We start from the raw sequence: 24,504 nt of genomic DNA, 5'->3' as shown, positions 1-24,504 counted from the left end.
AAAAATACTTATTTTACATAAAATGTTAAATAAGTATTTTTATTTATATTAATTAGGTGTAAACTATTAAAGTAAGAGATTTTATGACTAATATGAGGTGATTAACTTGACTAAATTAGAAATATTGTTTGGCGATATAACAAAAATTAAATTTGATGCCATTGTAAATGCAGCAAATACTTCCTTGCTTGGTGGTGGAGGTGTTGATGGTGCAATTCACAAAGCCTGTGGTGATAAATTATTAGAGGAATGTCGTCATTTAAATGGATGCATGACAGGTAAGGCAAAACTAACTAAATCCTATAACTTATTTGATTCAGGTGTATATTGGGTAATTCATACTGTTGGTCCAATTTTTAGGAATAATGGCACAGAAGAAAAATATCTAAGAAACGCTTATCACTCTTCCCTTCTGCTAGCAGCTAACTATGTAGAAGTCTACTCTAAGCAATGCAATGAATTTCTAAATCAAAACCTTTATAAATTAGGTGGTAAACAAAAAGACTTTTTTCTTAAGGAGCTCAATGATTATATTGAAGAACATCCAATTAAAACTATTGCTTTTCCATCAATAAGTACTGGGGCATACTCTTACCCTTTAGAAGATGCATGTAATATAGCCTTAGATGAAATTTTAACCTTTATTCAAAACTCACCAGATACTTTCGAAAAAATTGCAATGGTTTGTTTTGAAGAAAAGACTTATAATACTTATAAAACTTTATATGAAAACAGATTAGAAAAATCAGAACACAACATCTAATATATATATGTTCTAATTAACATTACTAAATTATAAATTACTTACGAAAGCAACACATTAAAAGGTTTATGTATCCAAATATTAAAGCATAGGTTTAAGTTAAAGCCTATGCTTATTAATTCTTTGTAATAACGAAACTTTCTTTACGTTAGCTATTGTTTTTCTCACTTCTATATTCATTAAATTCCTCAATAAAATTAGGATTATCATAAAAAAAATTCACTAAATCCCCTATTCCATATAATACATTACTGCAAATTGTATGTTCTATCTTTTCTGTCTCCTCCAATAATCCATCTTCTACATTTAATAATTTTAAGAACTTTTCAATTAAATTATGACGTTGTAATAAATATTCCCCTAGTTTTAATCCATCATTTTTAAGAATAATTACTCCATACTTTTCATATTTAATCAAATTTACTTCTGCTAATTTCTTAATCATTCTCGTAACTGATGGTGGTTGTACATTTAATGCTGTTGCCAGATCATTAACACGAATAAATCCTGTTTTACTTGAAAGTCTATATATCATTTCCATGTAATCCTCTGCTGAAGGAGATAGGATATTCTGATTTTTTCTCATATATTCTCTAAATGTAAAAAATTCATTTTCTATCATTTTTCTGATACCCTTCATTTATTATTTATTACTTTAATTATATTGCTAATACTTACAAAATATATTTACTATTCTAATAAATATACATCAATTAATATTCTCATAAAAGAACTTATAAAAATTTGATAAGTTCTTATAGTTTATAATGTCACATTATTGAATCTATTATCATAACTTGTATTAAAGTTAGTTTATAGAAACATTCTTAGGCGATTAAAAATAATTTACTTTTATGAAACTTTAATAAGATCTTTTAATGGAGGCGATAAAATGATAAATCTTAATAATATATCAGTAGGGAAATTTGTTAAAGTTAATGAACTGTCAGCATCAGGAATGCTAAGAGAAAGGATGTTGGCACTTGGTCTCACAAGAGGTGCAAAGATTGAGGTTATAAGAAAAGGTCCTTCTGGAGATCCAACAGTTTATAATATACGCGGTGCTATGATAGCACTTAGAAACGAAGAAGCATCTTTAATATCTGTTGATGAATAATTAATATTAATCATTCATTTTTAATATATAAGTTCTAATTAATTAACTTTAGTAATATTCTAACTTATGTAAGAAGTAATAGGTAATAGTTCCGGTTAAAATAACTTTAGATCTTTTTAATAAATCTAATTTAGGATAAAACAATAGTTTTTCTCCAAAATTATTGCCTCTTCACTCTTATTTCTAACTTAAATACAACTTCTAGATTATTGAGCAATATTTCTTAGATTTTATGTAATATATTTTAGGAGGTAATAATGGGGCTAACATATGAATCAACCAAAAATAATGCCATGACAGATATATTTAAGATTGAAAAAAAAGATGGACAATTCATTATTGCTCTTGCTGGCAACCCAAATACAGGTAAAAGCACAGTATTCAACTCATTAACAGGGCTGCATCAACATACTGGAAATTGGCCAGGTAAAACAGTAGTCAATGCACGCGGTGAATTTACTTATAAAAACAGAGAAAATATATTAGTTGATCTTCCTGGTACTTATTCATTATTTGCCTCCTCTGTAGAAGAGGAGGTAGCAAGAGATTTCATTTGTTTTGGTAATTCAGATGCTGTAATAGTTGTTACAGATGCAACTTGTCTCGAAAGAAATTTAAATCTTGTTTATCAAGTTATGGAATTAACTGATAATGTTATATTATGCATAAATCTTATTGATGAAGCAAAAAAGAAAAACATAGTTATAGACGGTAAAGGTATAGAAAAAGAGCTTGGTATTCCTACAGTTTTATGTGCAGCTAGAAGTGGCCAAGGAATAAATGAACTGAAAGAAAAGGTATATGAAATAACTACTGAAGAAATCAAGTCAAAACCTAAAACTGTAATATACAATGATTATATAGAAGAGAAAATAAAATCCCTTCAACCTATTATTGAAAAAAGCATAGTCGGAATAAATTCTAGATGGTTGGCCTTAAGAATCATAGATGGTGATAAAAAGTTAATGGATTCTATTTTTAACAATGTAGATAAAAAATTATTAGAAGAAATCCTTGAAAAAACTGAGTCCCATGAAAACTATGATAAGAAGAGAAACCTACGAGATGATATTTCAGAACAGATTTATATAAAAGCTGAAGAAGTTAGAGATAAATATGTTAAAGAAGATAAAGCAAAAATTAATAGAGATAGAGTTATAGATAATTATATTACTTCCAAAATATTTGGAATTCCATTAATGCTTCTGGTTTTAGCATTAGTCTTTTGGATTACAATTACTGGGGCTAACATACCTTCTGACATAATTGCTAATGTTCTTTTCAAATTTGAGGATACGCTTACTTTATGGTTTACCAGCATCAATGCACCAAGCTGGCTTCATGGAATTCTTATTCTTGGACTATATAGAACCTTAGCATGGGTAATCTCTGTAATGCTCCCTCCTATGGCTATATTTTTCCCTATCTTCACAATCCTAGAAGACTTAGGCTATTTACCTAGAGTAGCTTTTAACCTTGATCACTTATTTAAAAAAGCTTGCGCACATGGTAAGCAGTGCTTGACTATGTGCATGGGGTTTGGTTGTAATGCTGCTGGAATAATTTCCTGCAGAATAATCGAATCTCCTAGAGAAAGGCTTATAGCCATATTAACCAATAACTTCGTCCCTTGTAATGGAAGATTCCCAACCCTAATAGCCATTGCTACAGTTTTCCTCGTTTCTCAGAGTGAAAGTAAAGTAAGTTTCCTCCCTACTTTGACTATAACAGGACTGGTTGTTATAGGGATAGGTATAACTTTATTAGTATCTTATGGTTTATCAAAAACAATTTTAAAAGGAGTCCCATCAACTTTTACTTTAGAACTTCCTCCTTATAGGGTTCCTAAGATTGGACGTGTCTTATATACTTCTATAATTGACCGAACTGTTTTTGTTCTCTGGAGGGCCGCAGTTGTAGCTGCACCAGCAGGTGCATTAACTTGGATACTTGCTAATGTATATATAGGTGATTTAAGTATTACTAATCATATAGCTGCTTTCCTCAATCCTTTTGCACAACTTATAGGTTTAGATGGCTTTATCTTAATGGCTTTTATATTAGGACTTCCAGCAAATGAGATTGTGCTTCCAATACTGATTATGAGTTATCTTTCAACTGGCTCTATGATTGAATTCGATAGTATAGATTCTCTAAGACAGATATTATTATCTCATCATTGGACTTATCTTACAGCTTTAAACACTATGTTATTTAGTTTATTACACTGGCCATGTGCCACAACGCTTTTAACTATAAAAAAAGAAACTGGAAGTTTAAAATGGACAGGACTCGCAGTACTTATTCCTACTTGTATTGCCATTTGCGTATGTTTTATTACCAGCACTTTATTCCATCTTTTCAACTAACTCTATATAACAGCTAAAAAGGTTAGAAACAACGATATTTCTAACCTTTTTTCATTTCATTTATACTTAAATATGCTTGTCTATTATATTTTCAGGTATTTTTCCTTCTAAGGATAAATAATAGCTATCTATAGGTGCTAGATTTTCATCTAATTCATATACTAAAGGTGTACCTGTAGGTATATTTAAATTAGCTATTCCATCACTAGAAATATTATCTAGATATTTTACTAGAGCTCTTAGAGTGTTTCCATGAGCTGCTATTATAATTTTTTTACCTTCTTTTAATTTTGGAGCTATATTTTCATTCCATTCCTCTAAAACTCTTTTTTCTGTATCTGCTAAATTTTCTGTTAATGGAATTTCACCTTCTTTTAAATCTTTATATCTCAAATCATGTCCACCATATCTTGGATCATCTTTTGTTAATTCTGGTGGTCTTACATTTACAAATCTTCTCCACTTATGAACTTGTTCTTCTCCATATTTTTCTGCAGTTTCTGCCTTATTTAAGCCTTGGAGTGCTCCATAATGTCTTTCGTTAAGCTTCCAAGATTTATTTACTGGTATCCACATTAAATCCATCTCATGCAATATTATATCTAATGTCCTTATTGCTCTTTTTAAAACAGAAGTATAGGCTATATCAAAAGCAAATCCATTTTTTTTAAGTATTTCCCCAGCCAATCTTGCTTCCTTAAGTCCATTTTCAGATAAATCCACATCAGTCCAGCCAGTAAATTTATTTTCTAAATTCCAAATACTTTCCCCATGTCTTATCAATACTAATTTAATCATATATATATCAATCCTCTCTTAATATCAATCATTTAAATTTTTATTTATTAATAATTATTATCTTTTAATATATTATACTACTTTATATTGGACATGTATACTTATTTGAAAATTATTATCAATAACTTATTAATAACTTATTAATAAAAGCTACAATTATAAATCCTACGACAAAAAAACACCTATATTCACTCTATAGATGTTCTTAGACTTTACTTAACCAATTGAAACTTCTAAATTTATATTCTCTGCAAACTTATATTATTTTTTACTTTAAAATGTTATTCACCACATAAATCCAATCATCTAGACGAAAATTAAATTAACTTATTTAATTCTTCCATATTAGGTATATTAATTTTCATTTCTTTTCCAAGCTTAAGCATTTGTATAAAATTATCTTTCATCTCATCAATTGCAAGTAATGCATGAGCGGTATAACGCTGCATTATCGGGTTTTCTTCAAAATTTCTTTTAAACATTGGATATAAAGTAGAAAATGGCATTTTAATCATTTGGACTTCTGGAAATTCATTTAGATTAACTCCTCGCTTTTCACACAAACTATACCCTTCATTCATTGCTTTAAAACATGTTTCTACTAGCTTTTCATCCTTTAAAAACTCACCTAGATCATTATATTTTGAAAGACCTATTCCTACAGGACTTGCTCCTACATTGTGTATCCATAACCAATGTAGCACATTACATGGAACCTCAGGCACAATCCCACACTCTTTAAAGATGTCAATTGTCTTGCTAAGTAATGGCTTTTGATCTTCATATACTGTCCCTAAGGTAATATCTTGTCCTATATTTCCCCAAAGCAGATTATCTCTAAAGGTACCTCCTCCTCCAGCATAACCCATAATGTATTGTTCTTTTTTTAGAATCTTATCAATCTCTTCTGTTCCATTCCAATTCAATGTGAATAGTACATAATCAGAATTAGGCACCTGTTTAATAAGTGTTTCAAGTACCCCCTTTAATTGATATGAATTTACAGGAACAATAATCAAATCATATTCACACTCTACATTAATTACACATTTGTAAGTATATTCTCCTGTTGTATACATACGCTCTTCCGTTTCACGTTCATCTATAATATCATATGTTATAGTTTTATTATTCATAATGCTAAACTTATTTTCACGTACAAAATGAGTAACTTCATTACATTTTGAAAGTGAATGTCCATACAAAGTTCCAATTACTCCTGTACCAACTATTAATATCTTCATTATTTCTCCTCCAATTCAAATAAATTAGCAATAAAACTAAATGTATTTTTTTCAGACCCCAAACTTTGTGTGAGAATTTCTTCAAACGCACAAACTTTTGATGCTATTGTCTCTCTATCCCACTTAAATAAATTCATATCTAGGTAAAAATTAGATAAAGTTAAAATCATCTCTGCTGTTTCGAGTGGGTATTTTGCATGAAAAATTCCTTCTTTAATTCCTTGCAATATTATATCAGCATAAAAAGGTGCAAATCTCTTAGTAATACTAACCATCAATTTCTGATGAAATACTGCATTTGCTGGAGTATCCATTTTTTCATTCTGACTCCTATTACTATTTACAGCCTTTATTCCATTTAAAATTATTTCTTTAAATCTTGCATCAGCTTTTAATTCTTTTGAATCATGCTTTTCTATTTCGTCAATCCAAAGTTCCACCTGCATTTCTATTGCAGCATCTGCGCATTCTTCTTTTGAAGAAAAATAATGATAAAAAGCCCCCTTTGATATATTTAAAGTTTTAATAATAAATGCAATTGTAGTATTCTCATAACCATTTGCAATAAATATATCCCATATTGATTTTAGTAATTCATTTCTCTTGTTATCAAACTCTTTATTTGTTCTTGCCATTTTACTCTCCTTATAATTAAACCGACCGTTGGTTTAATTATAAGTAACACTAATCAACTTTGTCAATATATTCTAATATTTCTTATAAAATACAATACATTTCTTTATGTATAAAATTATTCTTAAATTATATAGCTAAACATAGTTTTTAAGTTAAACTTTTATTTAATAGAGCCTTGTCCAATATAATGCTGAACAAGGCTCTGCATGATCCTATTCTCACAGGATATCATTTTTTTATATTTTATATTCTAAAGCTATTATTAAATTTTGTTTTTCTCATTTTCTATTTTCTTTCTCTCTACGAATCTTCCCATAAAAAAGGCAATTATACCAACTCCAATGCCTGTCTGTACGCAAAAAAGTAAACTTTCAACTTCGCCTGGTAATTCTCCACCAATCCAAGTTTCCATAACTGGCTTAAACCAAGGCTCATATTCAGTTCCCGTAATTTCAGAAACCACCTTACTTCCCGCATCATCAGAACCTCCGAATTCAGCACCTTTCAACGTAAATAATGGTATAAGAGCAATTAATGCTGCAATAATTAATAAACTTACAACTGTTTTTTTAGTTTTTGTCATTAATTTTCGCCTCCCATCACTACTCCAAGTTCTTTTAATTCAGGTTTTGCATATGTTTCAAGACCAATTATAATAACAACTGTCAAAATACCTTCAATAATTGCTAATGGAACTTGCGTTGGTGCAAATACTGCAAGAAATTTAATTGCTGACACAATTATACCTCCACTTTCAGATGGATACGCAAGTGCAAGTTGAATACTTGTGACACAATAAGTAAATAAGTCTCCAATTGCTGCTGCCAAGAAAATACCTACATATTTGTTTATTTTCAAAACCTTACACAATTTATATATTCCATATGAAACAAATGGTCCTGCAATAGCCATCGAAAATGTATTAGCACCAAGAGTAGTAATCCCACCATGCGCTAGCAGAATTGCTTGAAAAATAAGTACAATTATTCCTAAGATACTAACTGCACTTGGTCCAAATAGTATTGCTCCAAGCCCAGTACCAGTCATATGTGAACAGCTTCCTGTTACTGATGGAATCTTTAAAGATGAAAGTACAAAAACAAATGCTCCTGCCATAGCTAAAATAGTAATTGCTCTACGATGCTCTGACAAAGTCTTCTTAATAGATAAATAACCTGCTACTATGAATGGGATACATACAACACCCCATATAATACAAAACTGTGGTGGAAGATACCCCTCCATAATATGCATTGCATTTGCTGCTGGTGCCACTCCAAAAAACATAGCAAATGCTGCTGCTAAACCAATAATTCTCTTTTCTTTTTTATTCATTTTTATCCTCCCCTAACATTTAAATACTCATGTAAAAATCAAATAACATATGAGCCAATTATAGATGTTCAATTATCATTTTTAAGTTAATGCCAAAGCTTAGAAAGAAATCTCGGTCACATAAATATAGCTAACTCACTTTTTTTATATGTCAAAAGATCTTAGTTGTGCTATCGCACTTTTTTTATATGTGTATATTTTTAAATTCTTGTATACTTTTAGGATATTGCTTTATATCTTTTAAAATATTTTTTTCAACTAAAAATTCATATACTTCAAGCAAAGTTGGTTGCCTTAAATTCGCCTGCTTCAAAATTTTCTTATTTTGAAAAATTTCCAGTGGGGATCCATCTGCAATAATTTTTCCTTCTGAAAATACAAGAACTCTTTCAGCCCATCTATAGGTAAAATCTACATCATGGGTAGATATTAGCATTGTCTTTCCCTCAGCTCCAAGTTTACTTAAAACTTCTTCTAACATAATGGCATTTACTGGATCTAGTGCTGCCGTTGGTTCATCAAAAATAATAATTTCTGATTTCATAGCTATTATATCGGCAATACTTACACGTTTCTTCTCACCACCGCTTAAATAGTGTGGTGGACGATCTTTTAAATGTGAAATATTCATATATTCTAAAGCTTCATCAACTCGTTCTAATACTTCTTCTTTTGAAAGCTTTAAATTCATCGGTCCAAAACCAACTTCCGCTTTAACTGTAGATGCAATAATTTGATTGTCTGCATCTTGAAATACAATTCCTATATTTTTTCTAAGCTCCTTTAAATTCTTTTTATTAATAAGTGTATCTCTATAAAAAATTTTTCCTTGTTCTGGGGTAAGTACACCATCTACGTTTAGGAAGAATGTAGATTTTCCTGAACCATTAGAACCAATAACAGCAATTTTCTCACCTTCATAAAGATCCACACTTACTCCAGCTAATGCAGCTTTTCCATTTCCATAGGTATAGGCTAAATCCTCAATTTTTAAAATCAATTTTTTCATAATTGTTCCTTTCTATCTTGTAAAACTCCCAAGCAATATTAAAAAACTTATAAATGCTGCTGCCACAACAAGCTGCATTTTATCAATATCTTTGTCTTCCTCTAAAAAGACAAGCTCTCCATCATAACACCGAGCTTCCATAGCGTCATAATATGCATTTGCTTTCTTAAGAGAAATAATAAGCATATTACTTGCAATATTGCCAAAAGTATAGCAAGAAGTTTTAAAATCGCAGTAACCCTGACGTGATTTTGCTGAATTTTTCATCTTAGTAGCTACATCCATTAAAATAAATATATAACGATAAATAAGACTCATTAATTCTATAATAATCTTAGGTACACAAGCTTTACGTAACACATAAATAATCTCAGAAGACGGAGTTGATAATGTTAGCATTTGTAAAGCGCTAATAGCTGCAAAAATTTTCAAAATCAAAACTATCATTTTCTTAAGTTGCATTATTGAAGTAAAAACATAACCAAATCCAAGATATAAATTATACTGTCCTATAGGATCTTTAGAAAAATCAATTGCAATAGTAAAAGTACTTAGTAAAATAAACGCAATTGGAATTGCTAATATTGATAAGTATGCTCTTAAGGGAATTTCTCCTTTAATTACTGTCAGATAAGCCATAGCTGTTATAACAACAATAGATACATAGGGATTGTCCAATGTAATGCAACTAATCAAGGTTAATAGAGCTAGCCCTACTTTAAAAGTTGCATTCCATTGTCTGATTTTTGATGCATAAGCATAAAAATCAATAGAATATCCTTCTCCTTGCTTATGACCTATTTTATGTTTATTAATTATTTCAAATCACCTCTCCTTAATTTTATGAAAAATAAAAAGCCCTTCTAACAAAAGTGTTAAAAAGACATAATAATCAAACATACTTACTCATACAAAATCAGCAAATAAATTTTCATTAAACGCCCCCTCTATCACTCGTAGAGTTACTGGTGCAAAATATAGGCAGGTCTTCTGACTTAAGAATCTTCGTTTAAATACGTCTTCCCTGCTCGCAAGTGACTTAATTGCATTTAAACTCCTCTAATACAGCTACGGGATAGTTTAGGACTTTCACCTAATTCCCTTTTAATTAATTAAAAGCAATATAAAATATAATTTTAATTAAACCCATATTTTATTATTAATTTGTAGTTTATAATTTCTTCCATGTATAACATAACATTTTTATTACGAAAAAGTCAATTATATTAGTCGACTTTCAAATTATTGTTGTAATTTCATATACAAAAAGGGTTAAGATACAACTCTCAACCCTCACCATATATATTATCTTTTCATAACATAAACATGTAATTAGCTAAAAATAAATATAAAATGTTTCCTCTACTAAGATTCAATACACTATTTACTAATTGGAAAACATACCTCAGTTATAAATTCTTCTGGACTTCCAACACTTTGAGGACTATTTAAATAAATATCAAAAGGTGCAGCCACGCTTTTATATCCATTCTCATCAATCCATTTTACAATGGTACCATAAGCTTCTCCAAGTCTTGAATATGGCCCTATAAATGTTATGGCTGCAACCAAACCACCCGAAAGCTCTTTTATGTTTTCGCTCTTCTCCATATTTACTTTACTATTTATTGGAATACAGATCTCACAGTCTGCATTTTCAACATCAAATTCTTGTTTGTCATGATAAATTGTCATTACAGGTCCTTCTTGTTTTAGACCAAGCTTGAAGATCTCTTCAAATACCTTTCCTATTACACTGCTTATATTACTCATACTTGTAATTGTTCTCCTGCTAATAACAACTAATGGTTCTCTTTCCTTCAATTCAACTTTTAAATCTTTCTTTGCTTCCATAATATTGCCTCCTAACTCAATTTTCTTAATTTTTTCTTCAATAGAATCTTTGAGTTTCAAATTATTTTGCACTTCTTCATTAATTTCACTAATTTTATTCCTTAGAAACTTTTTTAACAAGTCTGAATCCTGCTTATCCATAACAACTTTAATTTCTTCTAATTTTAATCCATAAGTCTTTAATTCAGATATAAAAATAAGCTTTAAGACTTGTTCATATGAATAATATCTGTATTGAGTATCTTTGTCTACACGCATAGGTTTTAGAAGCTCAATTTCATCATAATACCGAAGTGTCTTAGTTGAAACTCTACCAATTTTAGAAAACTGCCCGATTGTATACACATCAATTCTCCTTTCTGTCGACAAACATAGTATAAACCTTCCAGTTAAGGGTAAGGTCAAGAGGTTTATGAAAAAAATTTATATTTTTTTATTTAAAAATTATATATAGTAAATATTGTTTTTATAGTTTTAAATAAAACATTTTTTAATTTGATTTAATTTTCATATGGATAGTAATGTGGAACTTTAGATTGAAATTCCTTTAAGGTTACTATATAGTTATCATCATTAAATTCAATAAGTGAGACCCCATCAAATTCTCCGACTTCCCCATCATATTTGTATTTAAAATACCATTCAACTACAGATATATTACCTTGATGAACAAACTGCTTTATATCCCAAATCAAGACTTCGCCTCTTTTATTCCAATCCTCAAACCAAGTTTCAATTGTATTTATCCCATGGTATTCAGGTCCATAACATTCGCTATAAATTATATTTCTATCAAAAATATCTTTTAATACTAAACTATTGTTATTTATCCAAGCACCAAAATATTTCTTTATTATTTCTTCTCGATCACTCATCATCATATCTCCATTACTTCTTTTTATGTAAATAATACCATTTCCATTCTATATAAACAATGCTCTTTATTATATTAGATTTTTTTGTTTGAAGAATCTATCTAATAATCCTTTGAATGCTTTACTATGTCTTGCTTCTTCTCGGATATGAGAAGCAACATCCCTACCAAGTAGGGCCTGCACGGAAACTCGTGGGAAAATCCCTTGAGCTTTCCCACGAGTTTTCATATTTGCAAATAAAGTAGTATCAGATAGAGTTAAGCGCGCTCATCAGATTTTCACGCATACCCTGTGTGATATGAATATAATACTTCAAGGTTATTTCCTCTTTACTTGCCCAGTAGAGCAACTTTGCTCTTAAAGCACTGAGCCACATACTCCAATACATTGTCCGGTGACCCATCCCATTTCATCTGAGCAAAGACTTGCAACAACAGGTCCAATATCAGAAGCTTCGCCCATTCTTCCAAGTGTAGTTTGAGAAGCAATCCTATCTTTTAAACCTGGATTTTTGATATAAGTATCTCCACTAAATTCAGTATTAATGGCACCTGGAGCTATAGTATTCGCCCTTATTCTTCTTGCTCCTAATTCCTTAGCTAAATATCTAGTAAAAACTTCTACCGCACCTTTCGCAGAAGCATAAAGCCCAGATCCTGGATATGTAGAACGAGTTAACATTGTAGAAGTGTTTATAATTCTACCTTCGTCTGCAATTAGAGGAATTAATTTTTGTGTTAAAAAGAAAACTCCTTTAAAGTGAACATTAAATGTTTTGTCAAATTCTTCTTCTGTAACTTTTAAAATAGGTGTATGATTTGAAATTCCTGCATTATTAATTAAAAAATTGAAACTCTCTTGATTCCATTTAGCTTTTAAAACATCTGATAACTTAGATACAAAGGAATCAAAGGAAGATATATCACTTACATCAAGCTGAATAGCAGCAGCCTTACCACCACTTACTTCAATTTCCTTTACAACTTCATCTGCCTTTTCTTTTTGATTATTGTAAGTGATAATTACATCTATTCCTTTTTTAGATAATGATAATGCAGAATCTCGACCAATTCCACGACTTCCACCTGTAACTAATGCAATTTTACTATTTTTGTTCATAAAAAATATCTCCTCTAAATTTTTATTAATCATTTAGAAATTAATATTTCATTATTTATACTGCTACTTATACTATTATCTTAATCATTAATTTCTATATACATAAGCATGTATAAATCACTTGAAAATAAATTTCTTATAATTTATACTCATGTTAATACCTAGAGTTATATCGAGGTCAAGTTTTTTTTAAAATTAAATAAATTTAAAGGGGATTTTAGAATTGACATATTCAATAAAAGATATATCACAGATTTTGGGGCTTTCTATATATACAATTCGTTTTTATGACAAAGAAGGGCTTTTACCATTTGTCTCAAGAAATAAATCAGGAAATAGAGAATTTACTGAATCAGATTTAAATTTATTTAAGGTGATTTGTTGTTTAAAGAATTCAGGAATGCAAATTAAAGATATTAAAAGATATATTGATTTCTGTATGGAAGGTGCTAATACTATAGATGCACGAAAAAAATTACTTTTTGAACATCGTAAGGAAATTCTGCAACAGATAGAGGAACTTAATAAAAGTCTAGAAATAGTCGATTTTAAGATTGAAATGTATGAGGCTCCTAATGCCATAGAAATTATTAACGAACAAAGAAGACACGCTTATGAAGAAAAACGTGAGAATAAATTATTACAAACTGATGAAGCTGGTAATATTTGAAATATCTGCCCAATAGTCCATTTAAAGCAGCACCATGACGCGCTTCAACACCGTTGCACACAGCTACTTCCTTACGGCATAGGGTCTGCACGGAATCTCGTAGGATTATCTCTTGAGGTGTTTTTTTACCCCTCATTTTTTACAATTTACCCACGAGTTTTCCCTTGAGTTTGTTAAAAAGCCACAAAAACATTAATCCCTATGGCATATATCTTCCTTCCTCAACCCGTGTACTGCGTACATAGGGTTGGTACATAAAAAAGCTCCCACAAGCCTTTATTTACAAAGGTTTGTGGGAGCTTTGTGAGCCACCAAAGTATATGTGGTCGGTTTATCCAAAATATCTATCTAATAATCCTTTGAATGCTTTACCATGTCTAGCTTCATCTCTAGCCATTTCATGTACTGTATCATGAATAGCATCTAAATTAGCTGCTTTAGCTCTCTTAGCTAAATCGAACTTACCTGCTGTTGCTCCATTTTCAGCTGCAACTCTTAATTCTAAGTTTTTCTTAGTAGAATCTGTAATAACTTCTCCTAATAATTCAGCAAACTTAGCTGCATGTTCTGCTTCTTCATGAGCAGCTTTTTCATAGTATAATCCAATTTCTGGGTATCCTTCTCTATGTGCAACTCTTGACATAGCTAAGTACATTCCAACTTCTGAACATTCTCCTTCAAAGTTAGCTCTTAAATCTGCTAATATATCTTCTGAAACTCCTTGTGCTACTCCAACTACATGTTCTGCAGCCCAAGTCATTTCTCCTGATTGTTCTTTAAATTTTTCTGCTCCAACACCACATACTGGACATTTGTCTGGTGCTGCATCTCCTTCATGAACATATCCACATACTGTACAAACAAATTTTTTCATAATCTCTTCCTCCCAAAATTTAATTATTATTTTTTATATTTTTTATTTTATCCTCATCACAGTTTTTATTATATAATAATTATTATTAGTTGTAAATAGCTATTTATAATTTTTTTATAAATTTTTTATTCATTTCCATAATCCTACTAAAATAACCATATAACCTATGTCAATTATATTTTTGATATAAAAGTTCAACGAAGCACAATCTTCTTAATTTTCTAACATATTCCTACTTATATTATATAACTTATTTTCTAGTTTTAAAATAAAAAATATGAACTTATCATATAATGCTAAAGTTAATTTATGGTATAATACTTACTAAGTTTTAATAATTACCTAGGCACCTACTCTACTTATTTCTAGTTGCCCGTTATAGAAAGAAGGATTTTTATATGATAATAGTTTCAAAAGATGGAAATGGACAATTTAAAACTATTCAAGCAGCAATTGATTCGATTCCTGAAAACAATTCTGAAGAAGTTGAAATATACATTAAAAATGGAGTCTACAAAGAAAAAATATCTATATTGAAGCCATATATTACACTTATTGGTGAAGATAATGAAAAAACTATTTTAACATTTGATGATTATGCTAAAAAATTATTTCCAAATGGTGAAGCATACCGAACTTTTAACACTTATACTATTTTTATAAGAGCTAATGACTTTACTGCAAAAAACCTAACAATCGAAAATTCAGCAGGTCAAGGAGAAATTGTTGGACAAGCTGTTGCTGTGTATGTTGAAGGAGATAAATCAATATTTAAAGACTGTAGATTTCTAGCTAATCAAGATACCTTATTTACTGGTCCTCTTCCACCAAAACCTATAGAAGGCAATAATTTCGGTGGACCAATGGAAGGAAAAGAACGAACCGTAGGTAGACAATATTATGAAAATTGTTATATCGAAGGTGATATCGATTTTATTTTTGGTTCTGCTACAGCTGTATTTAATAAATGTGAAATATTTTCAAAGGATATAAATTCTGAAGTAAACGGCTATGCAACTGCTGCTTCAACCGTTCAAGGCAGAGAATTTGGTTATGTCTTCTTTGATTGTAAATTAACTAGTAACGCACCTGCTCATACTGTTTACCTAGGAAGGCCTTGGAGAGATTATGCAAAAACAATTTTTATAAACTGCTTTATTGGAGAACATATAAAAAAAGAAGGCTGGCATAGCTGGGATAAGCCACTTGCTGAAAAAGAAACTTATTATGCTGAATATAAAAGCTACGGCCCTGGCGCTTCTGATACAACAAGAGTTTCATGGTCTCACATTTTAACTGATGAGGAAGTAAATAAATATACGATTTCCAATATATTAGGTGGAAATGATAATTGGTTAAGCTAGTAAAAAGCTCGACATAACAAAAATTATAAATATTTAAATTATTAAATCCTAAAATATTATAGGTATCATATGTTACATACTTCACTAATAAAAAATACTAAAATATTATAATAAAGGCTTATTATAATATTAAAAGTAGGTGATTTTATTGAACATTAAAACAATAAAAAATAATACATCTAAATGGATAAAAAGAATTACATATAATACTTCTGATGTTATTAAAGAACAAACTAGTCCTCACTGTCCAAATTATGCTACTCGATGTTGCTTAACTTGTAATAAATGTTGGAAGCAAAAAGAATAAGGAAACTGCGATTATATATTTGCAGTTTCCTCTTTGTACTTAACTAGCGCTTTATAATATTTTATAATAAATTATGTATTAAAAAAATTTCACAAATTCGTCAATTGGTTTTCTATATCCTCTGATCTTAGTACTACTCTTGTCCATTTTTCCCATAGTAATCATCAAGGCAGGCACTTCATTATCTGGAATATTCAATAGTTCACTGATTTTATCCTTTTCAAAATATATCATTGGGCAGGTATCCCAGTCTTTATCCTTGGCCAATAACAAAAACATCATTGCTGATAAACATGCATTTCTTATAGCTTCATCATGCTTAAAGTTTTCTCCCCAACCTTCATAAAGATTTTTAATTGTATCAATCATAATGTTATACTGAGTTCTATCAAGCATACCAAGCATCATTGATCCTTCATAGATTTTATCCGCTGAAAGATAAGCATTTTTATCTCCAGTAACTATTATTACTGCTGAAGCAGTCTTTATCTTATATTGTTGAAAAGCAGAATCGTAAACTTTTTCTTGTAAATCCTTATCTTCTACAACATAATATCTCGCATGCTGTAAATTAAATGCTGAAGGAGCCAAAGAAAGTTCTCTAAATATATCATTAAAATCCTCTCTAGGTATTTTAATATTTTCAATAAACTTATCTGCTGATCTTCTTTCTCTAACAATTTTCAAAAACTCATTCATCTATAAACAACCTCTCTTTCAATTTTTTCATCCTATATACAAAATCCTATATTATAATTATCGTTTTTTTAACCATTACTTGTCAAATTTTTTTCTATTTCTATTTAATTTAATAAATATTATCTGTTAATATAATAAAATAAGACTATCTGCACTAAAGAGATATCTTTAATAGTGTACTGCCAAAAACATCTATAAAAAGTTTAATACACTTTAATCATTTAATTTTAGTATCTTAAATTAAACTAAAGCGAATTTACACTTTTTTAGTAACTCTAGCAAACCTATTATCTCTCTTAAAAATGCAGATAGTCCAATATTACTTACTTGCAATTACTTCTTATTTAAATACTCTAATACGATTTTCTAATGGTTGATATTCTTTTGCACTTGGATCTGCAACAGGTTTTCCAAATGGCATTTGACCAATAAGTTTCCATTTATCAGGAATATTCCATTCTTTCTTAACATCATCTACAATAAGTTCATTATAATGTTGCAAAGATGCTCCAAAGCCTTCAATTTCTAATCCAGTCCAAACAACAAATTGATGCATTCCACTTGCTTGTTCTGACCATACTGGGAAATTATCTTTATAAAGTGAGAATTGTTCTTGAAGTGCTTCCACTACACTATAATCTTCAAAGAATAATACTGTACCATATCCATTCTTAAAAGAATTAATTTTTTCTTCAGTAGAACTAAATTGATCTGCTGGCACAATCTTTCTTAAAGCTTCTTTTGTAATATCCCACAATTTATCATGGTGATCTCCTAGCAATAACACTACTCTTGCACTTTGAGAATTGAATGATGATGGAGTATGCTTAACAGCATGTTCTATGATTTCCTTAATTCTATCATCTGAAACCACAGCCTCCTTACTAATTCCATAAAATGAACGTCTATCTGCTACTGCAGCAAAAAAATCTTTTGACATAATTTTTCCCTCCTAAATTTATCTATAATATTTTCTAATTAATTTTCTTTTTTCATTTCTAAAATTAAAAAATGTGAAGTTTCTTTTCCATCAATTAATATATCCTCTTCAACAATTTCTAATGCATCCTGAGCATTTAATTCAATTTCATTTATTATTGAAGTTCCTTCAATTTGAACTAAATACGCTTGCCTTCCTTCATTAACTTCAAAATTAATCTTATTTCCTTTTTCAAGTTCTAAAGAATAAATATTAACATCTTGATTTATTTTTATTGGCGCTTCTCCAGCTTTATCAGAAACCATATGCAGCCATTTATTTTTTCTGTCACTCCAATTAAATCTATAATCACCATAGTTTGGTCTATAACCAGTTTTATCTGGATAAATCCATATCTGCAAAGATCTTTCAATTTCCTTACCAATATTATGCTCACTATGATGAACTCCTGTTCCTGCACTCATATATTGAACTTGTCCTCGTGATATTGAGTTTTCATTTCCCATACTGTCTCCATGTGTTAGTTCACCATCAATTATATAGGTAATTATCTCCATATCCTTGTGAGGATGAGTATCGAAACCTGTATTTGGTGCAATTAAATCATCATTTATAACTCGTAAAGCACCAAATCTTATATTATGAGGATTATAATATTCTGCAAAAGAAAAATGAAATTTACTCTTTAACCAGCCAAGATCACTGCTCCCCATATTATTACTCGCTCTCTTGGTCAACATCTTTAAACCACCTCCATTCCAAATAAACTTATATATCATCATATTCTTACAAAATGTCATCTAAGTTCTTTTTATTACCTAGTTACTTTTAGTAACTTTGTTTAAATTAATTATTACACAATTATCTTTCTAAGTCAACCTTATTTTTATAATAAATGATAATTATTTTCAACTCACAAGGACAATTGTCAGTTATCAATGTTCAATTGTTTGACATCAGTTTAGAATTATTAATCATTTCGTTAGCAAATTATATTTATCATTTCTTAATAATAAAAAAATGACAAGCTCCAAATGATTAATAACAAATTCAAGAGAAAATTCTTAAATAAATTTTCTTCATCAATTCATCATTTATCATTTTTCACTTGTCACTAATTACTATTATAGCCACTTTTCTGCCCATTTTTGAACTTCATCCATGACTAACTGCAATTCCTTACCTTTTTCAGTCAATTCATATTCTATACGCACTGGAGTTTCTGGATAAACTCTTCTAACGATAATTCCTTCCTTCTCCAATTCCTTAAATCTTTCTGTGAGCATACGTGCACTCATATTAGGTATTGCATCTGTTATATCTGAAAATCTATTTTGTCCATTTAACAAGGTTCTTATAATTAAACCAGTCCATCTTTTTCCTAATAATTCAAAAGCATTTTCAAATCTTGGGCACATATGATATTTTTCCATATATATCACCACCTGTTATTATTCTACTATACCTACTAAATAAAAGTAAGTAGATTATATTATTATACTACCACAAAGGCAACATTAAAAGATAGTAGCTAGGAAAATATTAATAGCTCCTACTACTATCTATATATTAATTTATATATATTTCTTTATTCTAATGATTAAATTTAATACAAAATACATTATTGCTGTCTTAATTGGTATAAATATAATATTTGTCACAACCCTTAATGGAAGCACTGCACCAAATCCTTTTCCATATAATAATACTAACCAATATGTATTAAGAAATATATCTATTAGCACTGTTATAATTATTGTAATTATTGCACATCTCTTAATTGTTATTTTTTTATTGTATAATGCAATACCATATAATATTCCAACTAATATCCCTGATATGGTGAATCCAGGGAAAAATGGTCCTGTAGGTTTAATTATGTAATTAATAATATCACTTAAGCCTCCACACAAGCCCCCAACTGCTGGTCCAAACAGCATACCAATTAGTGAAGACACAGCAAACCCCAAACTCAATCGCAAAACTGGTGTAATTTGTATTGTAAAAAAATTAACTATAAAACTAGCTCCCATTAATAGTGCTACAATAACTAAATTTTTTACATTTCTTAATTCCCTTGTTGAACCTAAAAAAAGTTCATAATAATTTTTCATAAAAAAATCCCCCCTTCAAAAGTCCTTATTCTAAAATAAGACTTAATTATTTATTTCAGCTATACTTAAGTGAAAATTCACTTAAGCAAGTTGCTTTATAATTACTTGCTGAAATAAAAGAGAGGTTCTCTTTTAAATAACAGCGGAATGCAATATTTGTACCGCAAATCCCAAAAATTTTTCGTTCAAGAGACAACTTCCCGTCCTCCTGACACTTAACGCACAAATATCTACTCTGTAAAATAATTTTATTATAAACTCACCTTAATATATAAGTATATACTTGTCAATACTTATGACATATTTTTCAACAATATAAAAGCTCCGCACTAGAAATTTAATCTTGAGTGAGGAGCTTTTATAAATACAATATGTGAAATTTTCAATCTAATTGTAGAGTATTTCTATTAATTCATATATAATTTTATCATTTATTTATACTACTAAATTAGTTTTTATTTTTAGCAGCTAATTCTTCAATAATTCGAGGATGGAGTCCATCTAATTTGTAGAATAGTAAAGCTACTATTTGTATTATGCTACAGACTATTGGAACTAAATAATAAAGAACATTAATTCCACTTGCTGCACTTTCAGTAACATTAGCTGCATTATAACCAGTAAATGCTAATACATATCCAACTGCTGCTCCACCAACAGCCATACCAACTTTAGTTGCAAAGCTATATCCAGCATAAAGTGTTCCTTCAGTACGTCTTCCATATTTCCATTCATTATAATCTACTGAATCTGCTATCATTCCAAAAATAGAACCTGTACCAAGTCCTCCAAAAACATTTCCTATAAAATAAATTCCAATAAATACAGGTATGTTTCCTACAAATAAAGGCATTATGCAAAAGGCAGCAATATAAATAACTAAACCAATAATATTAGCTTTTCTATGACCAAATTTCTTAATGAAAATTGGTGTAAGAGGTGCTGTAATAAAAGCTGATACATATAATAAAGGTAGTAAAACTGGAATTAATCCTGGATTTTTCAAAACATACATGCAGAAATAAATTGTTATAGCTACAACTGCACCAATTCTTACAAACATAAAGAATGCAAAAACTATACTTACTACCCAAGGTGTATTTTTCAAAGCATTTTTATATGTTTCACTTGCTTTAGTTTTCTCTTTAGCTTGACCTTCTATATGTTTTTCTAAATAACGTTCTTTACAATTTAAACAAACAATCATAAAGCAAACTAATCCAGCTACTGCAAAAATCATAGAAGTTAATAAAAATCCTGTTCTTTGATTTCCTTTTCCTAAAATATTCACAAGTGCCATACTGCAGGCTGATACAAACACATTTCCAACTGCCATTCCAATCATACGAAAACTTGCTAATTGTGCTTTTTCCTCAGTGTTTCTTGTCATTAATGGCATTAAAGCACCATAAGGAACGTTTACAACAGAATACAAAATACCAACAACAATATAAGTAACATATGCATAAATAAGTTTCCCAGTATCAGATAAATCAAAAGCTGTAAAAGTTAATACAAACATTATACAAAATGGTATTATTCCAAAAAAAATAAACGGACGAGTCCTTCCATATTTTGAATTAGTTCTATCAACAAAATTTCCTATTATAGGATCAATAAATGCATCTAAAACTCTTGCAACAAGAAACAAGGTTGCAGTAGCTGCAGCTGGTATTAATGCTACATCTGTATAAAAATATAGAAGAAAACTTCCAACTAGCCCCCACATTACATTTGATGCCAAATCTCCAAAACCATAACTTATTTTTTCTGAGATTTTCAATTTGTTTTCGTTTTGTGTTGTTTTAATTGTTAAAACTTCATTTACCATATATTTTTTCTCCCTTCAATTTTTATTAAGGAACATGAAATTTTCAAATATTCTTACATACAAATAGTTCCGTATTGCAGCATAGCTGCTTTTTTTATAATATGATCTCATATGCAGCATAGCTGCTCTTTTTATAAGTGCATATTTTTTTCTTTTAAAATATTAATTAGAAGGATATAATAATAGTGTTAATAGTATTAACTGAATGCTGATGTTCTTCATTTAATATCATTGTAGGAGCTTATTATTAAATTTAGAATGTCAGTGTACTTAAAATAACCTTCTGTTTGATATTTATATATTTTTCACCTCCTTTGTTATATTGATTTTATAAAAATCCTATCCTAGCAATATTAAGTAAACATTTTCACGCAATGGAACAGAATCCCAATAAATAAATTAAGATTATAATTATTAATATATTTATTTATACTTTTCTTCTCACTTTTTAATTTCTATTTTTATTTTAGTTATTATTTCATTCACACTATCATTATAAGTATCTATTCATGTAAACGCCTTCCTTTACTTATTCATTTATATTCATATTATTATCTTTATACATACTCTTTATAGTACCTAAAATAAAAGGTTAAAAATTCAATTAATAATTTTAATATTTCTACAACACTAAAAGCACCGAAATAATCGGTGCTAATAAAAATTGAGTTTTCTGTATTCGTGTTATTCAAGTAAAGCAAACTAGCTAAATCATTTCCCTACTCTATTATTTATCTACTTAATCCATGCTCCATTTGATCCTAATACATATCCATCTACTGTTGCATTATATAACATAGCTCCTAGTTCATTACAATAATACCAAGTTCCATTATCATTAATCCAGCCTGTTTGCATTATTCCTGATGAATTTAAGTAGAACCAATTAACCCCATCTTGCAACCAACCAATAGCTTTAGTTCCATCAGCTTTAGCATATGTCCAAGCTCCATCAGAAGCCTTTATCCAACCTATTTTAGCTGCTGTTACTGTTTCAGATTTTCCTGCATCGGCTTTATTCTCTGTAGTAACTGCTTTTTCTTCATTTGAACCTTTAGGAGTAATAACTGAATAAATTTTATCATCTTGATTCCACGCAACTAAGCTACCACCAAAAGCCGCTGAAAAATTATTTAATCCTCCATCTACTTTATATATTTTTTCGAACTTACTATCCTTATTAATCCATTCTTTTATATATCCATTACCTATGCAGAAAAGGTTTCCTCCACCTATGCCCCATGCATCAGCATCTGTATCATCATGATCTCCTATATCTGTATAATAATAACCATTTTTTGATTTGAATTTAATATTTTGTGCATAGTACTTATTATCAACCATATCAAAATAATGACTTGCAAGACCAGTAGGACTACCTGTTATTAATGCAGGCCCCCTAGGATTTGATAAACCTAACTCTGATACATCACCTAATCCAAATATATGTGCTGGAGTACCATCATCACTTGTAAAAAAGTAAGTATTTACAGTTTTAGGATGTTTAATTCCATCTACAGTATCAAAACTTTGAACTTTAGAAAGAGTTTGCATTACAGTTACACTTGCATCAATCTTTCCACTATTATCAATTAGTGTTTGTTTATGATTATTATTTTTTGATCCAAATTCCACATCTTCTGTAACATTTTTATATTCATTACCTGAATTTTTCACTCTCGCAAATATTGAAAGCTTTGCAGTTCTTATTAAATAGTCGCCACCATCATCTATGAATTCTTTATTATTAATTTGTGCCTTTATTTCATAAGTTGTTCCACTAACTGTCGATTCATAAGTATCTTTTGTATTTTCAATAGTAACAGCACCATAAGTAGTTGAATTCACACCTAGTCTCCCCAAATTATAATCAGCATCAATATAAGTTCCATCCTCATTATAATAAATTGTTTCTTTCTCTTTCCTGTAATTTCCACTAGGAACACCATTAATATTAATTACATCGTCTAACTTATATTCAAATTGTCTCCACTTATTTATATCTAATTTTTTATTTCCATGAATCTGATCAGGGTTAACCATTGATCCATTCTCGTAATTGTCTTTTGAAAGCCATCCTGAATTGTCTTTTTTAATTTGTTTTTTTAAAGCTAAAGCAGTATCATCATTTAAATTGCCTATAATATCTTCACCAATTTTTTTTCCTGTTGTGATATCTACATAATAATCTCCATCATTTAATTCTAAATACTTATCCTTAACTATATCCCCTATTTTATCACCTGTTTGAGCATCTTCTAGTTTAGTAAACTTACCATCTTTTACATAATAAATTGCTTCATCTTCACCATTCATTTCTCCATCTACAACGTATGTTCCTGGTCCTTTACAAGAAGCACTATAGATAGTTCCTTCTTCTACTGTATCAGCTTTTTGCACGTCAGCTGCTAAAGCTGGCACCAACGTTATAACAGATGTAGTAGCCATAAGTAATGCTGAAATTTTAGTAAATCTTTTTAACATAATTTTTATTTCCCCTTTTATTATAATTTATCTTTTTAGATTTTTAGTACATTTCTCCATTTCTTTAGTACTTTTGAAATTATTATACTTACAATGTTTTCC

General features: G+C 29.5%; 25 protein-coding genes and 2 riboswitches. Of the genes, 6 read left to right on the top strand and 19 right to left on the bottom strand.

Annotated elements, in window-relative coordinates; all coding sequences use genetic code 11:
- Positions 1-106 precede the first annotated feature (106 nt).
- Positions 107-763 (top strand): macro domain-containing protein, encoded by a 657-nt coding sequence (locus tag L3B98_RS14220; RefSeq protein ID WP_238917190.1) that lies wholly within the window; start codon positions 107-109, stop codon positions 761-763.
- A gap of 148 nt (positions 764-911) precedes the next feature.
- On the opposite strand, the gene L3B98_RS14215 is transcribed toward L3B98_RS14220, so the two are convergent.
- On the bottom strand, positions 912-1,385 hold the full coding sequence (locus L3B98_RS14215) for an iron dependent repressor, metal binding and dimerization domain protein (RefSeq protein ID WP_015394327.1): 474 nt from the start codon (positions 1,383-1,385) through the stop codon (positions 912-914).
- 270 nt (positions 1,386-1,655) lie between these two features.
- Here L3B98_RS14215 and L3B98_RS14210 point away from each other — a divergent pair, with 270 nt between their 5' ends.
- Together L3B98_RS14210 and feoB are read left to right on the top strand one after the other, a co-directional pair.
- Positions 1,656-1,880 (top strand): FeoA family protein, encoded by a 225-nt coding sequence (locus L3B98_RS14210; RefSeq protein ID WP_015394328.1) that lies wholly within the window; start codon positions 1,656-1,658, stop codon positions 1,878-1,880.
- A 257-nt stretch (positions 1,881-2,137) separates the two neighbouring features.
- Positions 2,138-4,249 (top strand): ferrous iron transport protein B, encoded by a 2,112-nt coding sequence (gene feoB / locus L3B98_RS14205; protein ID WP_015394329.1) that lies wholly within the window; start codon positions 2,138-2,140, stop codon positions 4,247-4,249.
- A gap of 66 nt (positions 4,250-4,315) precedes the next feature.
- Here feoB and gpmA read toward each other — a convergent pair whose 3' ends face one another.
- The 10 genes from gpmA to L3B98_RS14155 all read right to left on the bottom strand — a co-directional run bounded on the left by gpmA (position 4,316) and on the right by L3B98_RS14155 (position 13,119).
- On the bottom strand, positions 4,316-5,047 hold the full coding sequence (gene gpmA, locus L3B98_RS14200; protein WP_015394330.1) for a 2,3-diphosphoglycerate-dependent phosphoglycerate mutase: 732 nt from the start codon (positions 5,045-5,047) through the stop codon (positions 4,316-4,318).
- A 317-nt stretch (positions 5,048-5,364) separates the two neighbouring features.
- Positions 5,365-6,291 (bottom strand): 2-dehydropantoate 2-reductase N-terminal domain-containing protein, encoded by a 927-nt coding sequence (locus tag L3B98_RS14195; protein ID WP_077365120.1) that lies wholly within the window; start codon positions 6,289-6,291, stop codon positions 5,365-5,367.
- Positions 6,291-6,926 (bottom strand): TetR/AcrR family transcriptional regulator, encoded by a 636-nt coding sequence (locus L3B98_RS14190; protein ID WP_077365123.1) that lies wholly within the window; start codon positions 6,924-6,926, stop codon positions 6,291-6,293. The genes L3B98_RS14195 and L3B98_RS14190 overlap by 1 nt, the downstream gene beginning before the upstream one ends.
- A 263-nt stretch (positions 6,927-7,189) precedes the next feature.
- A complete protein-coding gene (locus L3B98_RS14185; protein WP_015394333.1) occupies positions 7,190-7,510 on the bottom strand; it encodes a cobalt transport protein CbiN in 321 nt (106 codons plus the stop codon).
- Positions 7,510-8,262, bottom strand: a complete 753-nt coding sequence (locus L3B98_RS14180; protein ID WP_077365126.1) for an energy-coupling factor ABC transporter permease — start codon at positions 8,260-8,262, stop codon at positions 7,510-7,512. The genes L3B98_RS14185 and L3B98_RS14180 overlap by 1 nt, the downstream gene beginning before the upstream one ends.
- A 184-nt stretch (positions 8,263-8,446) precedes the next feature.
- Positions 8,447-9,271, bottom strand: coding sequence for an energy-coupling factor ABC transporter ATP-binding protein (locus tag L3B98_RS14175; protein ID WP_015394335.1), 825 nt, complete (start codon positions 9,269-9,271; stop codon positions 8,447-8,449).
- 12 nt (positions 9,272-9,283) lie between these two features.
- A complete protein-coding gene (gene cbiQ, locus L3B98_RS14170; protein WP_236907851.1) occupies positions 9,284-10,090 on the bottom strand; it encodes a cobalt ECF transporter T component CbiQ in 807 nt (268 codons plus the stop codon).
- Positions 10,091-10,233: 143 nt separating this feature from the next.
- A riboswitch (cobalamin riboswitch) is annotated at positions 10,234-10,409 on the bottom strand.
- Between the two features lie 242 nt (positions 10,410-10,651).
- Positions 10,652-11,470 carry a MerR family transcriptional regulator gene (locus tag L3B98_RS14165; protein WP_015394337.1) on the bottom strand — a complete coding sequence of 273 codons (819 nt, stop codon included), beginning with the start codon at positions 11,468-11,470 and terminating at the stop codon, positions 10,652-10,654.
- 155 nt (positions 11,471-11,625) lie between these two features.
- Positions 11,626-12,000 (bottom strand): nuclear transport factor 2 family protein, encoded by a 375-nt coding sequence (locus L3B98_RS14160; RefSeq protein WP_077365130.1) that lies wholly within the window; start codon positions 11,998-12,000, stop codon positions 11,626-11,628.
- A gap of 357 nt (positions 12,001-12,357) precedes the next feature.
- On the bottom strand, positions 12,358-13,119 hold the full coding sequence (locus L3B98_RS14155) for an SDR family oxidoreductase (protein WP_077365133.1): 762 nt from the start codon (positions 13,117-13,119) through the stop codon (positions 12,358-12,360).
- A 223-nt stretch (positions 13,120-13,342) separates the two neighbouring features.
- On the opposite strand from L3B98_RS14155, the gene L3B98_RS14150 reads away from it, so the two are divergent.
- Positions 13,343-13,789 (top strand): MerR family transcriptional regulator, encoded by a 447-nt coding sequence (locus L3B98_RS14150; RefSeq protein ID WP_015394340.1) that lies wholly within the window; start codon positions 13,343-13,345, stop codon positions 13,787-13,789.
- A 331-nt stretch (positions 13,790-14,120) separates the two neighbouring features.
- Here L3B98_RS14150 and L3B98_RS14145 read toward each other — a convergent pair whose 3' ends face one another.
- Entirely contained in the window at positions 14,121-14,663 is a 543-nt protein-coding gene (locus L3B98_RS14145) for an NADH peroxidase (RefSeq protein WP_015394341.1), read from the bottom strand.
- A 398-nt stretch (positions 14,664-15,061) separates the two neighbouring features.
- Between L3B98_RS14145 and L3B98_RS14140 the strand changes: the two genes are divergently transcribed.
- Together L3B98_RS14140 and L3B98_RS14135 are read left to right on the top strand one after the other, a co-directional pair.
- The gene (locus tag L3B98_RS14140; RefSeq protein ID WP_077365136.1) at positions 15,062-16,027 is read left to right on the top strand and encodes a pectinesterase family protein; all 966 of its coding nucleotides are present in this window, start codon (positions 15,062-15,064) and stop codon (positions 16,025-16,027) included.
- 148 nt (positions 16,028-16,175) lie between these two features.
- Positions 16,176-16,334: a hypothetical protein gene (locus L3B98_RS14135; protein WP_156875942.1), complete on the top strand. Its 159-nt coding sequence runs from the start codon at positions 16,176-16,178 to the stop codon at positions 16,332-16,334.
- Between the two features lie 78 nt (positions 16,335-16,412).
- Here the strand turns inward: L3B98_RS14135 and L3B98_RS14130 are convergent, their stop codons facing one another.
- From L3B98_RS14130 to L3B98_RS14100, 7 genes are all read right to left on the bottom strand, one after another.
- A complete protein-coding gene (locus L3B98_RS14130; protein ID WP_015394343.1) occupies positions 16,413-17,033 on the bottom strand; it encodes a nitroreductase family protein in 621 nt (206 codons plus the stop codon).
- Positions 17,034-17,373: 340 nt separating this feature from the next.
- Positions 17,374-17,973, bottom strand: a complete 600-nt coding sequence (locus L3B98_RS14125; protein ID WP_015394344.1) for a nitroreductase family protein — start codon at positions 17,971-17,973, stop codon at positions 17,374-17,376.
- A gap of 38 nt (positions 17,974-18,011) precedes the next feature.
- Positions 18,012-18,713: a pirin family protein gene (locus tag L3B98_RS14120; protein WP_015394345.1), complete on the bottom strand. Its 702-nt coding sequence runs from the start codon at positions 18,711-18,713 to the stop codon at positions 18,012-18,014.
- A gap of 384 nt (positions 18,714-19,097) precedes the next feature.
- Positions 19,098-19,406 (bottom strand): helix-turn-helix domain-containing protein, encoded by a 309-nt coding sequence (locus tag L3B98_RS14115; RefSeq protein WP_015394346.1) that lies wholly within the window; start codon positions 19,404-19,406, stop codon positions 19,098-19,100.
- A 141-nt stretch (positions 19,407-19,547) separates the two neighbouring features.
- Positions 19,548-20,087 carry a folate family ECF transporter S component gene (locus L3B98_RS14110; protein WP_077365139.1) on the bottom strand — a complete coding sequence of 180 codons (540 nt, stop codon included), beginning with the start codon at positions 20,085-20,087 and terminating at the stop codon, positions 19,548-19,550.
- A gap of 138 nt (positions 20,088-20,225) precedes the next feature.
- A riboswitch (THF riboswitch) is annotated at positions 20,226-20,327 on the bottom strand.
- Between the two features lie 208 nt (positions 20,328-20,535).
- Positions 20,536-21,918, bottom strand: a complete 1,383-nt coding sequence (locus L3B98_RS14105) for a glycoside-pentoside-hexuronide (GPH):cation symporter (RefSeq protein WP_238917189.1) — start codon at positions 21,916-21,918, stop codon at positions 20,536-20,538.
- A 735-nt stretch (positions 21,919-22,653) separates the two neighbouring features.
- Positions 22,654-24,402, bottom strand: a complete 1,749-nt coding sequence (locus L3B98_RS14100; protein WP_238917188.1) for a hypothetical protein — start codon at positions 24,400-24,402, stop codon at positions 22,654-22,656.
- Positions 24,403-24,504 lie beyond the last annotated feature (102 nt).

It is taken from the genome of Clostridium sp. YIM B02555 (assembly GCF_022320955.1).
Taxonomy (GTDB): Bacteria; Bacillota; Clostridia; order Clostridiales; family Clostridiaceae; genus Clostridium; species Clostridium saccharoperbutylacetonicum.
This window is presented reverse-complemented; position numbering and strand designations above follow the sequence as displayed.

Bases quoted from the DNA above. Each gene is read 5' to 3' on its own strand.
- gpmA (WP_015394330.1), bottom strand. From the start codon at position 5,047: ATGATTAAATTAGTATTGATAAGACATGGGGAAAGTATTTGGAATTTA.
- L3B98_RS14100 (WP_238917188.1), bottom strand. From the start codon at position 24,402: ATGTTAAAAAGATTTACTAAAATTTCAGCATTACTTATGGCTACTACA.
- L3B98_RS14210 (WP_015394328.1), top strand. From the start codon at position 1,656: ATGATAAATCTTAATAATATATCAGTAGGGAAATTTGTTAAAGTTAAT.
- L3B98_RS14145 (WP_015394341.1), bottom strand. From the start codon at position 14,663: ATGAAAAAATTTGTTTGTACAGTATGTGGATATGTTCATGAAGGAGAT.
- L3B98_RS14155 (WP_077365133.1), bottom strand. From the start codon at position 13,119: ATGAACAAAAATAGTAAAATTGCATTAGTTACAGGTGGAAGTCGTGGA.
- L3B98_RS14110 (WP_077365139.1), bottom strand. From the start codon at position 20,087: ATGAAAAATTATTATGAACTTTTTTTAGGTTCAACAAGGGAATTAAGA.
- L3B98_RS14125 (WP_015394344.1), bottom strand. From the start codon at position 17,973: ATGTCAAAAGATTTTTTTGCTGCAGTAGCAGATAGACGTTCATTTTAT.
- L3B98_RS14190 (WP_077365123.1), bottom strand. From the start codon at position 6,926: ATGGCAAGAACAAATAAAGAGTTTGATAACAAGAGAAATGAATTACTA.
- L3B98_RS14140 (WP_077365136.1), top strand. From the start codon at position 15,062: ATGATAATAGTTTCAAAAGATGGAAATGGACAATTTAAAACTATTCAA.
- L3B98_RS14215 (WP_015394327.1), bottom strand. From the start codon at position 1,385: ATGATAGAAAATGAATTTTTTACATTTAGAGAATATATGAGAAAAAAT.
- L3B98_RS14120 (WP_015394345.1), bottom strand. From the start codon at position 18,713: ATGTTGACCAAGAGAGCGAGTAATAATATGGGGAGCAGTGATCTTGGC.
- L3B98_RS14185 (WP_015394333.1), bottom strand. From the start codon at position 7,510: ATGACAAAAACTAAAAAAACAGTTGTAAGTTTATTAATTATTGCAGCA.
- L3B98_RS14175 (WP_015394335.1), bottom strand. From the start codon at position 9,271: ATGAAAAAATTGATTTTAAAAATTGAGGATTTAGCCTATACCTATGGA.
- L3B98_RS14115 (WP_015394346.1), bottom strand. From the start codon at position 19,406: ATGGAAAAATATCATATGTGCCCAAGATTTGAAAATGCTTTTGAATTA.
- L3B98_RS14160 (WP_077365130.1), bottom strand. From the start codon at position 12,000: ATGAGTGATCGAGAAGAAATAATAAAGAAATATTTTGGTGCTTGGATA.
- L3B98_RS14130 (WP_015394343.1), bottom strand. From the start codon at position 17,033: ATGAATGAGTTTTTGAAAATTGTTAGAGAAAGAAGATCAGCAGATAAG.
- L3B98_RS14105 (WP_238917189.1), bottom strand. From the start codon at position 21,918: ATGGTAAATGAAGTTTTAACAATTAAAACAACACAAAACGAAAACAAA.
- L3B98_RS14180 (WP_077365126.1), bottom strand. From the start codon at position 8,262: ATGAATAAAAAAGAAAAGAGAATTATTGGTTTAGCAGCAGCATTTGCT.
- feoB (WP_015394329.1), top strand. From the start codon at position 2,138: ATGGGGCTAACATATGAATCAACCAAAAATAATGCCATGACAGATATA.
- L3B98_RS14195 (WP_077365120.1), bottom strand. From the start codon at position 6,291: ATGAAGATATTAATAGTTGGTACAGGAGTAATTGGAACTTTGTATGGA.